Origin of the sequence: Paenibacillus spiritus (assembly GCF_008710135.1) — a bacterium.
Classification (GTDB): domain Bacteria; phylum Bacillota; class Bacilli; order Paenibacillales; family Paenibacillaceae; genus Paenibacillus_AQ; species Paenibacillus_AQ glufosinatiresistens.
Map to the genome: position 1 here is coordinate 338,109 of NZ_VYKK01000015.1, position 12,607 is coordinate 350,715.

A 12,607-nucleotide genomic window follows, 5' to 3' on the forward strand; every position below is an offset into this window, starting at 1 on the left:
TCGAGGTATGTATGAGAACCCGCGCCCGGCGCGGGTTTTTGAGTTATATGCAGAACGCCAGGAAAATAGTGGTTGTCCCGGTTATTCCGAGCCGATGTTGACAAGGTGCGATACCAGCTATAATATACCCATAGGGGTATTGGTAACCGAAACTGAAGAGGAGATAATCAGGCATGGAATATAACTATCCGGATGACATCAAGACCCGGCTTCGCAGAATCGAAGGTCAAATTCGCGGCGTGCTGCGCTTAATGGAAGAGGGCAAGTCCTGCAAGGAAGTGGTGTCGCAGCTGTCTGCGGTCCGCAATGCTTCCGACAGAGCGCTGGCTCAAATTGTGGCGGATAATCTGCAGCGGTGTATCCTGGAGGACCAAGAAAGCGGGAACCCCGATCCAGGCAAGATGGTCAAAGAAGCCGTTGAACTGCTGGTGAAAAGCAGATAAATAGAGGAAACAGAAGGAGAGAATCGAAATGGCATTTCAAATTCCGAAAGAGATCTTACCCCAGGACGTCGCCAGACAATTGAACGAAGGGAAGGCGCTCCATGTGCTGGACGTCCGCGAACCGGCCGAATGGGCGGAGGGGCATGTAGAAGGAGCCAAGCATATTCCGCTGAGCCAACTGGTGGAACGGCATCACGAGTTGGACCCGAATCAAGAGGTCATTATTATGTGCCGCAGCGGAAATCGCAGCGGTCTGGCCTGCGAGCTGCTGCATGAGAAAGGCTATAAAGTGGTCAATATGACGGGTGGACTCAATGATTGGACAAGTAAACTTGTCCGGGGTTGATGAATCTCGATGACCGTCCCGGCGCTTACTTATTTGAATCGCGCGGAATGGTCTTCCGGGGCTGGACGTGGGTCCCCAGGCTCATCTCCTGGAGGTCAGGAACGCGAACGAATATTGGGAGGGACATATAGCGGGATCTGAAAGACAAGCTTCCTTGCTGCGTGTATAGATCAGAGCCGGCAAGAAGATTTAGACCTCATGGAATTGAGGTCTTTTTCTTTTGCATAGTACTTTTTCACAAAACCCGTATTTTGTACATATGTATAGCCGACATGCTTTAAGGCCTATCCAACAATCATTTGATTGTAATATATATAGTCCGTAGAAAATAATAAGGCAGATCAACTAATATATCGTTGGTGGTCTGCCTTTGTACATCATTTTACTATATAGATGAATCTAAAACCCCATACCATGATTGTTTAAACTAATTAGATTCGTCCCCGTACTTGAATTGCTATTTGAAGCTAGTCCTTCGCTACTATCTGCAAAAGCAGTGGTAGCAATGCTAATGATAAGAATCAGAGCAAAGATCATTGAAAGAAATGTTTTTTTCATCTTCTAACACTCCTTCTAAAATAGTTAACAACTGCATTCTGTAGTTCTCTTCCTGATCAACCCGAGCGTACTCTCTAAAGGCCTCATAAAGAGCAACATTTTTCTTGAATGCTGTGTTGTCTTTAAGTTTAACACTATATTCCAAACCTTCCAAAGTACTTTTTAAGGCATCAGAGAAATTTTTTTTTCTAAACTTGTAGAGCGAACTAAGATACAAATACTCGGTAAAATATCTAATATTCACAATATTATCGTGACAATGTACTTTCACTTCTTCTAATGAACTGTTAAATTCGTTTATTATCCAGTCTATATCAAAATTATTTTTCAGCGCGGCTTCAAAAAGAGTAATGATACCAGCGAGCACCTCAAGAACGTCTTCTTTCCTCTTGCGGATATGTTTAACATATACCGGTAATACTTCTTCCTTTCCTTCCAGCAAGTCTAAAGTAAATTCATTCCCTTCAGCAAAAGACTTAAAATTACTGATGATGTCTATATCCCTTTCATTTGAGCAAATTATCCAAGACAGATCCTTATACTTTTCAATACATTTTCTTGATTCTTTATAGAATCCTTGCTTCTGAAGCGAGATTCCTTTAGCCAGTTGGCTAAAACCTAAGTAATACGATAAGGGTCTGTTATATGTGTGCGATCCCGTATCACTGTAGTCTTTTAGTTGGATAGAATATAATCTATAGGCTTCGTCATATAGCTTATTTGCAATTGCTATCATGGGACGCCAATCTTCATATGAGTATGTCAATTTAAGCATGCGTGTCAGTGCATCTAAATCGTCAATATCTCTCAAGTCAAGATCGACCAACATAATCACCCCTAAAATACCATTTAAACCCAGTGTATAACAGAATATTACTGTGGTCAAATAGATTTGACATATGATTACGATGAAAAAGGCTCCGTTCCTTTAAACGGAGCCTCACGTTACGGGGTTAGCCCCATTTATAGAGTAGACCTTTCTTCTCTATCTTTCACAGACTGTAAATTGCTTCTTTAATTGTACGTATCAAAAAAACAAGATCATCTTCCTCAGAAGAGAGCGGAGGGGCGATAATGAGCACATTGCTGAAGCCTGGGACAGTCTCACCATTTCTTCCTATGATGACTCCCTTTTGCTTACAAGCAGCAATAACTTGACCCATGACGGCTTCGGATACGGGCGTCTTTGTCGCTTTATCCTCAACGAGTTCGATACCATACAGGAAGCCTACGCCGCGGACCTCCCCTACGTTCGGATGGGAAATTAGTTGGTGAAGACGACCTAGAATTTGTTGGCCGTAATGGTCCACTCTCGATACGATATTTTCTCTCTCAATAATTTCGATATTCTTCCGTGCCACCGCACAAGAGGCAGGGTGACCGCCGTATGTGGACACATGCCGGAACGACTGATTTGGCCCCGTTCCTTTGAATTTGTCGTAAATTTCTTCCTTGACGGACGTCGCACCAAGCGGAAGATAGCCACTTGTCAGCCCTTTCGCCATCGTGATGATGTCTGGCTGTACTCCTTCAGAGTGCATGAATCCGAACATCTTGCCTGTGCGCCCATAGCCAGACACCACTTCATCCATAATGAGAAGCACATCGTATTTCTTGCAAATCTCCGCGACGCGCTGCAGATAACCATCCGTAGGTATGATAACGCCACCACCCGAGATGAACGGCTCCATAATGACTGCCGCGATTGTGCCTGCTCCTTCCCAGATGATCGTCTGCTCCAGCATATCCGCTGCTTTCATATCCGCGTCTGCCGTATCGCCGAACATCGAACGATACCTATAGGGAGGCTCCACATGCAGGAAACCGGGTGCTGGAGGATCATAGTGAAAGCGTCGATTGGCCTGCGCTGTAGCACTTAAGGCTCCCAGCGTACTGCCATGGTAAGCCCGATAACGGGATATGAATTTGTACTTTCCGGGATTACCGTTCTGCGCATGATATTGCCGGGCGATCTTAAATGCAGTCTCGTTAGCCTCGGATCCGCTATTGGAGAAGAACGTCTTGTAGATCCCTCCTCCCAGCAGTTCACTGATCTTGGCAGAAAGTTCGATTGCCGGTTCATGGCTCAAAGTTAGCGGAGAATAGGATAACTTCATCATCTGTTCAGCAGCCGCTTCTACGATTTCCCGTCTCCCGTGGCCCAGATTCAAGCACCACAGGCCTGAGACCCCATCGAAATAGCGGTGGCCTTCGGTATCATAGAACCAAGAACCTTCCCCAGACGCCGCGATCATAGGGCTTTGTTTACCCGAGTCTTTATATAACGCATGCCACAGATAGTTTTTGTCTTTCTCAATCAGTTCCAGTTGCTTGTCTCCGGTGCTCATTACAATCTCCCCTTCTGTTATATTTGGCGTCAGGATACAGCTTCCTGCGCGACAAGCTTATCTAACGATGTATAAGGTACTCTCAGTTCCAGGGCAACGGCTTTAAATGTCACAGCCCCTTGGAACGTATTCACGCCTTCCGCAATGGATGGATTACGGAGTACAGTTTCTTTAAATCCGCTATTTGCAATATAAAGTCCATATTGACTCGTTACATTGGCCAAGGCGTAAGTTGATGTACGGGCAACAGCTCCCGGCATGTTGGCCACGGCATAGTGAACGACGCCGTGCTTTACATAGGTGGGCTGATCGTGAGTAGTTGTATGATCCACGGTCGCGATAGATCCGCCTTGATCGATAGCAACGTCAACGACTACAGAACCCGGCTCCATCTCCTTGATCATGGCTTCGGTAACAAGTTGCGGCGCTCTGGCTCCTGGTATCAAGACTGCGCCAATCAGGAGGTCGGCCCTTTTGACCTCTTCAGCAATATGGAACCGGTCGGAGATAACGGTCTGCACTCTCCCTTCGAACAGATCGTCAAGCTGTCTCAGTCTCTCAGGATTAACGTCCAGGATAGTAACGTTCGCGCCTAATCCGAGTGCCATTCTTGCCGCGTTCGTCCCTACAACGCCGCCTCCAATAATCACGACGTTAGCTGCCTTAACACCAGGCACTCCGCTGATCAGAATTCCCTTCCCATCCTGAAACTTCTCCAGAGAATGAACTCCGACCTGAACGGACATTCTGCCCGCCACCTCACTCATCGGTGTCAACAGCGGCAAGCTTCCGTTGTCCAATTGAATCGTCTCGTACGCAATCGAGGTTACCTTCTTCGCGATAAGTTCCCGAGTAAGATCCGGCTCTGCGGCAAGATGCAGATATGTAAACAGAATCATTCCTTCGCGGAAGTAGTTGTATTCTTCTTTTTGCGGCTCTTTCACCTTCATAACCATCTCTGCCGACCAAGCCTCACTAGCGGAAGAAACGATTTGGGCTCCTGCCTGGATATAGGCTTCGTTCGTAATTCCACTTCCAAGTCCTGCGTTATTTTCAATCCAAACCTCGTGGCCTGCGGTGACGAAAGAGAACACGCCTGCCGGTGTTATTGCAACCCGGTTCTCGTTATTTTTAATTTCTCTTGGTACGCCAATAATCATAATTGAATGGCTCCTCACTGATTAGAATTAAAAGATTAATAAAATTCCGGTAATGAATATAATGGCATGAATCACGACATAGAAAGACTTTTCTGAAATTTTTTCATTTAGCCTCTTTCCTACGTAACCGCCCGCATAGATGAATGGGACAAACAGCAGGACAAGCAGGAGATTTCGAACCGACAACACACCCAATGTCAGATAAGAAACCACTTTCACTGTATCCATCACTGCCAGCAGCATTGCAATGTTGGCAGTAAACTGCTTCTTACCGACAGAGGAATCGCGTACAAATATTAGAATTAAGGGCAGTCCGCCCGAGTTCGCTGTTGCACCGACGAAGCCGGAGGCAGTGGCTCCCAGCTGATGGATCACAGCTTTCGTCTTGCCGTGTTTTGGAGGATCATCGACTTCAGGCGTTCGCTTTCTCTTCCGGGCCCACAGCAGCAGCACCCCCATGGTGACTGCGCCGATGCCAATAGCTGTCTTCAGAATCCGTTCATCGACATAGGCTAACATCAAGGTTCCTGCCGCCGTTCCAACTATCCCCATCGGAAGCATTCTCGCAATTAGCCCCCACTGGATGGATTTCCGATGTACACTCGCCCCAGTAAAATTACTGAACCATAGAATGGGAGCAAGCAGTGTCGTCGCTGTTGTAGATGGAACAAAAAGGGTTAAAATGGGGTTCAGCAGCATTCCCGCTCCAAAACCGAAGCCAGCTTTCGCCAGACCGCTGAGTACCGCAAACAGAAGGAGCACGGCCCCGAGACTAACGCTCATTCCTCCTCAGCTCCTCTAACTCCGCTCCACAGTTCAAGCCCGGACATAAACGGTTTTCCATTCCGTATAGAACAAGATTGCATGGCTCCCTTGTTCGCGAAACCCGCCTATGCCCGTCGCCTTGATGCCTCCGAACGGCATCTGTGGTTCACTGTAAGTCGACGGAATATTAACGTGTACAAGTCCGGACTCGATCTCATCGATATACTCCATTGCTGAAGCGATGTCTTTTGTATATATGCTTGAAGATAACCCGTACTCAATGGAGTTGCAGAGCTTTAAGCATTCCTTCAGATCGGAGAATTGGAGGAGAGCGAGCACTGGACCAAAGATTTCTTCATTGGCGATCGTCATATCTTGCGTCACTCGGTCGAACAGCTTCGGCTTGATGAAGTAACCGTTCTTGGCCCATTCCTCTTCCGGTTCATCTTCACCGTACAGAAGTACTGCACCTTCTGACTTTGCAATCTCAATATATCGGCGAATAGTATCATATTGCCCCTGATCTACGACAGGGCCGATGATCGATGATTCATCCATCGGCAGACCAATCTTGACCTTCTCCAGAGTGCGGACGATCTGGTCGCGGAATTTTTCATAAACTGCCTCGTGTACAAAAATTCGGCTGGTTGCAGTGCAGCGCTGTCCCGCATCGAGAAGTCCGCCTGACACGATATCCTGGCAGGCACGTTCCAAATCAGCGTCCGGCAGGATGATAAACGGATTTTTACCACCCATCTCCGCCTGAAAACGAATGCCTCGTGGAGCGAGTGCCTGATGAATTATTCTCCCTGTTCGGGTAGAACCTGTAAATGTCACGGCATTAATCAGCTTATTCTCTGCGAACACTTCACTGACAAGCGGGCCGTCGGCAATCAGCATAGTGACCAAATTACGAGGCAATCCCGCTTCCTCCAGCAGGTCAATGAATTTGCGGGAAATGATCAATGCTTGGGGAGCAGGCTTCCATACGATAGCATTGCCCGCAACAAGGGCTGGTGCGATCTTCCATACCGGAATTGCCAGTGGTACGTTCCACGGTGTAATGACTCCTACTGTTCCGACAGGCTGCTGCTTCGTATAACTAAAAATGTCAGGCTGGCGGGAAGGAATTGTCTCTCCCTTCATACGGTACCCTTCACCGGCGAAAAACCGCAGAAACGAAATACTGCGCTGAATCTCCCCGATACCGTCCCGTAAACATTTGCCAACTTCCTCCGTGACCAGCCTCCCCCACTCCTCTACCTGTTCTTCCAGTAGCTGAGCGATCTTGAACAGAAATTCTCCCCGAATGGGAGCGGGCGTTCGTCTCCAAGCTTTCTGCGCCTCTGCAGCTGCGATAATGGAATTCTCGATTTCTCCCCTGCTCATCATCTTGAACTCGGCAAGGACTTGTTTCGTGGAAGGGTTAACGGAATACATTTTTTCAATTTTTCTTATAGAATCAGCCATATCATTCCCTCACTTGTAATGATGTATTTACAACTGTAATTATAAAATTATTATAATTACCCGGAACCGGTTTTCTTCAAATTTGTAAGATTATCTAACATATTATTTTCCTGGGGATAGGCAAGTGATGAGCAGGGGCACTCCTCACTTGCCTATCCCCTTTAAAAGTGGATTTGTTCAAATGACATTATCCCTTCTTGCCTTAGTGCAGCGGGAGATCGTATAGATTGCTCTATCGTAAACCGGAATCGGTTGCCAAGATGCAAGGCCTTATACTTCTCGATAGGCAACTTCTTCTCGTTATAGGCAACGCCGCTGCAAAGCATCATAGGAGAACCATGTTCTGCCTGAAGCAGTTCGGCTTCCTCCGGCAATGCCGCGACAGCCTGGAAAGACTGTGTAGAGCCGTTTGCAACCAGTCCTTTCTTTTCAAACAGAACATATAGCGGTACATCTTCAAGATCCTCTTGCAATAAATCGGGATATAGATCGCAAGGGATAAATGAAGTACGAATGGCTAGAGGCTCATCGTTGGCCAGCCGGAGGCGAACAATCTCGAACACCTTGCTGCCGGGCTTGATCATTAGCTCTGAAGCCAGTTTATCGGACGCTTGCACAATGCAGCCACTGATTAATTTCGCGCGATGCACAAGCCCGCTCGCCATCATTTCCTCCGCGAAAGTGGTGAACATGTTGGCATTACCCGTAATGATCGGAGAAGAGACGAAGGTACCCAGCCCTCTTTTCTTAACCAGATAGCCCTCCTGCACAAGTTCTCCGATCGCTTGTCTAACCGTGGGCCGGCTGATCCCATATTGTTCGGCCAAATCAAGCTCCGAAGGAATCTTATCCCCCTTCTTCAGAGCCCCGCTGTTTATCTGATTAAGTATAGATTCCTTAAGCTGGGAGTAATAAGGTAACTTGCTGTTCAGATCGATCAATGGTCATCCTCCTTCAGGTATATTCAATATTGCAAGAGGTTTCCTGCCGGATTGCAGGGTTAAGAAAGACAAGAAAATTAGAAGGCCGAACGCACACAATAACCAGACTACACCGTCGTATGAGCCATTAAAGGAATCAATGATAAGACCTATTCCTAGCGGCGCTGCGAATCCGGCGACCTGAGCTCCTATATTAACAAGCCCGACGGCCGAACCGCTTGTTTCTTCCGGAAGACGTTTTATAGGCAGACTATAAATGATGACAGAAAGGAAAGCAGAAAATACCGGAATAAGACATTGGAAGACAATTACACCTGTAATTGTTTCTGCGTGAAACATGAGATAGACAGTGACTGCCAACGCGATCCCGCTAAACGCTCCAAGCCATTTTTCGGTTCCGCTTTTCATTTTATCCATAATAACACCGGCGATCAGAAAAAATATAACCCCGGTAAGTGCCGGAATCATTTGCAGAAGTCCTAGAGAGGACAGGCTGATTCCCCGTTCTTTTACGAGATAAGTGGGAATCCAGGAAGACGTGCCCCAGCTGATAAAACCGTAGCCAAAAGAGGCAATAACGAGCCGCCAGATCAAGGGAGTTTTTAACAAGCGCTTAAAACTCCCTTTTGTTAATTGTTCCGGTGTTGCCACACCGGTTTTCGATCTCGTGCTTTGATTTTTTATATTTGGTTTTAGCACAATCCAGTAGAGAACCGCGATGCAGAGCCCGCATCCACCGATGATAATAAACATGGTTCTCCAGCCCAGCTGTACGAGGAACACGGTTGTAAGAATTGGTGCAGCGACGCCAGCCACCGTCAACGCAGACAGGAAAATGGACATCGCCCGTGAACGCTTATTCTCTTCAATGCTTGTCGAAATTAATTTCGAACCTGCCGGGAAAAAGCTTCCTTCTGCCACTCCGAACAAAAGTCGGATGATAAGAAGTGCAGTTACCGACCACGCCAAGCCCGTTAGTGCCGTGAAAAGAGAAAAACCGACAATGGAACTGAACAAAACAATTTTTTCACCGAAGCGGTCGGACAGCCAGCCGCCGGGAACTTGCATGATTGCATATCCCAAGAAGAAGATGCTTAGAATGAAACCGCTGGCAGAAGCATTCAGCTGAAACTCATCGGATATTTGTACAATGCCATAATTTATAACGAACCGGTCAAATGAAGAGAACAAATTACCCAAAAAAAGCATGAAAATAATCATTTTAGAGTTCGTTAAGGCTGCCGCTCTACTCAAACGCACTTCCTCCTTTAAATAAATTTTACAAATGATTCCATATGTTTAGACTTTGATTTTAACATTCTCATATTTAATCTGACCGCCAACAATTGTGTAAAGAACAGAGATATCCTTTATGTCCAAAGGATTGACTCTCAGAGGATCCTCATCCAATACTGCGAAATCGGCCCATTTGCCGACTTCAATGCTTCCAACTTCCTTTTCCTGAAAATTCAATTTGGCTCCTTCAATTGTCATCGCCTTTAATGCCGAGAGGGCATCGATTTTCTGGTCCGGTCCCAACGTCCTTCCTTCCGTGGTCATTCGGTTTACTGCTGCCCAGATCAAGAATAAGGGGGAGATCGGCGTGATCGGACAATCCGAGTGAAGCGTGAACAGGAGCCTCCGGTCTAATGCGTCCCGGAGCGGACTAATCCGCTTCGCCCGTTCCGGGCCAAGGAAGATCCGGTCGTGCCGCTCCCCCCAGTAATACACATGATTAATAAAAAATGAGCCCGCCACTCCCAGTTGCTGCATGCGATCGAGATCTTCGTTCGTAGCCGTCTGGACATGCTCAATCCGATGACGGTGATCCACCCTTGGATCAATTGTTAGCGCATATTCATAAGCATCAAGAATTGAACCGATCGCCCGGTCGCCATTACCGTGAATCGCGATCCTGAATCCGCGTTTATGCAAATCTGCTACCTCTTCATTGAAAGCCGTTTGCTCATGGAAAAGTTCCCCACGTAGGTTATCATTGCAATAATAAGGCTCCCTTAAGGCACCTGTGAGTCCTTGTATCGAACCATCCTGAAACATCTTGGCGCTATCCAATCGTGCTTGCCCATTCGAACGACTCCGGATCTCATCGTCCAAGCGCTTGGCGTCATAGCCGGCATAGGCTCCTTTGCTCGTGAGCAGTCCATGCATGATCATCAGCTGCATACGCATAGGGAGAAGTCCTAGCTCAGCCGCTTTCAGCATGATATTCAGAGTAGTGAGATCAGGTATAGCAGCATCTGTATTCGTAGTAATACCTTGAGCGATGTAATCCTGCGCAGCCTCCCCTAGCTGCTTGATGAATGTTGCCTCGTCCAACATCGGAATAACCCTCTGTACAAGTCCCATCGCGTGACTTTCATACAACACTCCGTTTAATTCGCCTTTGTCGTTTTGTTCAAAGTTTGCTTTGCTTCCGGCCGTACAGTCGTCAATTCCTGCCAATTCCAACGCCTTGGAATTGGCAACCCCTAAATGTCCGCTGATATGGGTAATAAAGACGGGATGATCGGGCGACACCTTATCCAAATCAAACCGGGTAGGATGGCGCATATCCTCCAGCAGTGTGTCATCGTAGCCAAAACCTTGAATCCATTGCCCTGCAGGTGTCGTCGCTGCTTTCTCTTCGATATCACGAAGTAAACCTGAGATCGTTTTAATGCGAAGAATTCCACAATCAATACTTCCCTTGATATAACCGCATTGCAAAAGATGATTGTGCGTTTCAATGAATCCAGGAATTAACGTTGCACCTTTTAGATTCAGGATCTTCGTACGGCTAGTGACGTTTACCTCGTGATAGGGTGGTTCCGGATGATACCAAATGGCGCTTATCCGTCCATTTGTAACAGCGAGCGATCCCGCAATCCGGTTTGATTCATCCATTGTGAGCACGTTGGCATGAGTAATCAGTAAATCGATCGACTCCATTAGATTTCCCCCTTTTAAACATGAGTCAGTTGTCCTCACATAGTGATGTCTTTACAACATGAATTATAAAGTTATATGTCTTTCTGTCTTTTTGTGTGTTATATAATCTTACATATTTTTTCTCTTTAACTCTTTTTTAATCTCATTCGTTTTCGTTCCGTCTTCGAGCTGGTTTGCAATTTCCATTAAGGCTTCTATGTCTGAGAACGAATATTTCCTATTACCTGCTGACGAGCGTCCGGGGAATAATAGCCCGCGTTCTTCATAATAACGAATCTTTCTCGCAGATAACCCTGTCAATTCACAGACGGTTCCAATCATAATAACTTTCTTGTCTTTGAATTTTTCACTCATAGCCATAGAGTAATTCCTTTCTATCAGATATGTTAACATATATAATATTTAATGTTATTTATTATTACATATAAATAATTAGTTTGTATAGATTTTTAATTTAAAATAAGGGCGATTTACAAGTCGTTTTAGTAGTGGCAGATTACTTTTTACTTATATAACAAAAAAAGGCGATTTATCCGTAGACAAATCGCCTGGTTAATCAATCAATTGTTAAATGATTAAACCTTCTTAAATTCTTTTGAGTTAAACAATTCAGCAGAAATTCAACCCGTTCAGAATCCAGTCTCTTCTTTCCTTTTATCCAAGACTTCCTGAAAGCGATCCGGATAATTGGTGTAAACTCCGTCAGCGCCCCAATGAATGGCTTTTTCCATATTTCCTTGATAGTTAATTGTATAAATCATAACCTTAAGGCCTTTCTTCTTGGCTTGGTTCACAAAGGCCGCGTTTATTCCCTGGAAGTTCGGACTGACTCCAACGGCATAAGACTTGATTCTTTTGAAAGAAATATCCATGAATTGAGTGTAGGGAGAATCGCACCAGACAATTTGGTACAAGGGAATTTCCGGATTGATGTCATGGATTTTCTTCAGACTCTTCTCACTGAAGGATTGAACGGTTACCTTGTTATCCAGATCATATCGCTCAATATACTGATTCAACAAAGATTCAATTCCCTTGTTATAGCTGGGATCCTTAATTTCAATCAAATAATGAACTCTCCCTCCAAATTCCGCAAAGAGCTGATCCAATGTGGGAATTTGGAGGTTGGCGTAACGATCTCTTGCGAACATCGGATACTTGTCGTTAAACCAGGAACCGGCGTCAAGCCTCTCGATCTGCTCCAAAGTCATGTCGCGTACATTGCCGGTTCCATTCGTCGTTCGATCAACGGTTGGATCATGGATAATGACAGGGACTTTATCTTTGGTAAGTTGAATGTCCAGCTCCAGGTAGTCTGCATTCAATTCAAGGGCTAACTGAAAGGCAGGCATTGTATTCTCAGGGGCATATCCGGAAGCTCCCCGGTGAGCAACGGTAGATACGGAATCTGCCGGTCTTATCCAATCTGCCACTCTGATCCGTATGGAAGGAGAAAAGGCATAAAGAATCATTAGGCATGTGATCAGCAATAATGCGTGTATTCCGATAAAATACCATCGGTTGGTCTCCATCTTCTTCATGCGAACAACCTCGATTCTTGATCCTGTATCAGTCCTCCATGATGAGGGATTGGATACCCTTCTGTCAACCATTGCATTATTATACC

At 45.9% G+C, this 12,607-nt stretch carries 11 protein-coding genes and 1 pseudogene; 2 read left to right on the forward strand and 10 right to left on the reverse strand.

What is annotated here, in order from left to right; genetic code table 11:
- Positions 1-173: 173 nt before the first annotated feature.
- Both F4V43_RS12415 and F4V43_RS12420 read left to right on the forward strand, forming a co-directional pair.
- A complete protein-coding gene (locus F4V43_RS12415; RefSeq protein ID WP_150458543.1) occupies positions 174-443 on the forward strand; it encodes a metal-sensitive transcriptional regulator in 270 nt (89 codons plus the stop codon).
- A 28-nt stretch (positions 444-471) separates the two neighbouring features.
- Positions 472-789: a rhodanese-like domain-containing protein gene (locus F4V43_RS12420; protein ID WP_150458544.1), complete on the forward strand. Its 318-nt coding sequence runs from the start codon at positions 472-474 to the stop codon at positions 787-789.
- Positions 790-1,297: 508 nt separating this feature from the next.
- Here F4V43_RS12420 and F4V43_RS12425 read toward each other — a convergent pair.
- The 10 genes and pseudogenes from F4V43_RS12425 to F4V43_RS12470 form a co-directional block, all read right to left on the reverse strand.
- The gene (locus tag F4V43_RS12425; RefSeq protein WP_150458545.1) at positions 1,298-2,176 is read right to left on the reverse strand and encodes a hypothetical protein; all 879 of its coding nucleotides are present in this window, start codon (positions 2,174-2,176) and stop codon (positions 1,298-1,300) included.
- Positions 2,177-2,339: 163 nt separating this feature from the next.
- The gene (locus F4V43_RS12430; protein ID WP_150458546.1) at positions 2,340-3,695 is read right to left on the reverse strand and encodes an aminotransferase; all 1,356 of its coding nucleotides are present in this window, start codon (positions 3,693-3,695) and stop codon (positions 2,340-2,342) included.
- Positions 3,696-3,724: 29 nt separating this feature from the next.
- Positions 3,725-4,855 carry an alanine dehydrogenase gene (gene ald / locus F4V43_RS12435; RefSeq protein WP_150458547.1) on the reverse strand — a complete coding sequence of 377 codons (1,131 nt, stop codon included), beginning with the start codon at positions 4,853-4,855 and terminating at the stop codon, positions 3,725-3,727.
- Positions 4,856-4,882: 27 nt separating this feature from the next.
- The gene (locus F4V43_RS12440; protein WP_150458548.1) at positions 4,883-5,638 is read right to left on the reverse strand and encodes a sulfite exporter TauE/SafE family protein; all 756 of its coding nucleotides are present in this window, start codon (positions 5,636-5,638) and stop codon (positions 4,883-4,885) included.
- A gap of 33 nt (positions 5,639-5,671) precedes the next feature.
- Complete coding sequence (locus F4V43_RS12445; protein WP_150458549.1) at positions 5,672-7,090, reverse strand: aldehyde dehydrogenase family protein; 1,419 nt, start codon at positions 7,088-7,090, stop codon at positions 5,672-5,674.
- A gap of 161 nt (positions 7,091-7,251) precedes the next feature.
- Positions 7,252-8,031 (reverse strand): GntR family transcriptional regulator, encoded by a 780-nt coding sequence (locus tag F4V43_RS12450; RefSeq protein WP_150458550.1) that lies wholly within the window; start codon positions 8,029-8,031, stop codon positions 7,252-7,254.
- Positions 8,032-8,034: 3 nt separating this feature from the next.
- Positions 8,035-9,285 carry an MFS transporter gene (locus tag F4V43_RS12455; protein ID WP_150458551.1) on the reverse strand — a complete coding sequence of 417 codons (1,251 nt, stop codon included), beginning with the start codon at positions 9,283-9,285 and terminating at the stop codon, positions 8,035-8,037.
- Positions 9,286-9,330: 45 nt separating this feature from the next.
- On the reverse strand, positions 9,331-10,980 hold the full coding sequence (locus F4V43_RS12460; protein WP_150458552.1) for an amidohydrolase: 1,650 nt from the start codon (positions 10,978-10,980) through the stop codon (positions 9,331-9,333).
- Positions 10,981-11,097: 117 nt separating this feature from the next.
- Positions 11,098-11,340, reverse strand: a pseudogene (locus F4V43_RS12465) (MerR family transcriptional regulator); the annotation flags it as partial.
- Positions 11,341-11,609: 269 nt separating this feature from the next.
- Entirely contained in the window at positions 11,610-12,521 is a 912-nt protein-coding gene (locus F4V43_RS12470; protein WP_191089569.1) for a glycerophosphodiester phosphodiesterase, read from the reverse strand.
- Positions 12,522-12,607: the final 86 nt, after the last annotated feature.

What these genes read in the sequence shown, in the direction of transcription:
- F4V43_RS12470 (WP_191089569.1), bottom strand. Translation starts at nt 12,521, where the DNA reads ATGAAGAAGATGGAGACCAACCGATGGTATTTTATCGGAATACACGCA.
- F4V43_RS12415 (WP_150458543.1), top strand. Translation starts at nt 174, where the DNA reads ATGGAATATAACTATCCGGATGACATCAAGACCCGGCTTCGCAGAATC.
- F4V43_RS12460 (WP_150458552.1), bottom strand. Translation starts at nt 10,980, where the DNA reads ATGGAGTCGATCGATTTACTGATTACTCATGCCAACGTGCTCACAATG.
- F4V43_RS12440 (WP_150458548.1), bottom strand. Translation starts at nt 5,638, where the DNA reads ATGAGCGTTAGTCTCGGGGCCGTGCTCCTTCTGTTTGCGGTACTCAGC.
- F4V43_RS12425 (WP_150458545.1), bottom strand. Translation starts at nt 2,176, where the DNA reads ATGTTGGTCGATCTTGACTTGAGAGATATTGACGATTTAGATGCACTG.
- F4V43_RS12420 (WP_150458544.1), top strand. Translation starts at nt 472, where the DNA reads ATGGCATTTCAAATTCCGAAAGAGATCTTACCCCAGGACGTCGCCAGA.
- F4V43_RS12445 (WP_150458549.1), bottom strand. Translation starts at nt 7,090, where the DNA reads ATGGCTGATTCTATAAGAAAAATTGAAAAAATGTATTCCGTTAACCCT.
- ald (WP_150458547.1), bottom strand. Translation starts at nt 4,855, where the DNA reads ATGATTATTGGCGTACCAAGAGAAATTAAAAATAACGAGAACCGGGTT.
- F4V43_RS12430 (WP_150458546.1), bottom strand. Translation starts at nt 3,695, where the DNA reads ATGAGCACCGGAGACAAGCAACTGGAACTGATTGAGAAAGACAAAAAC.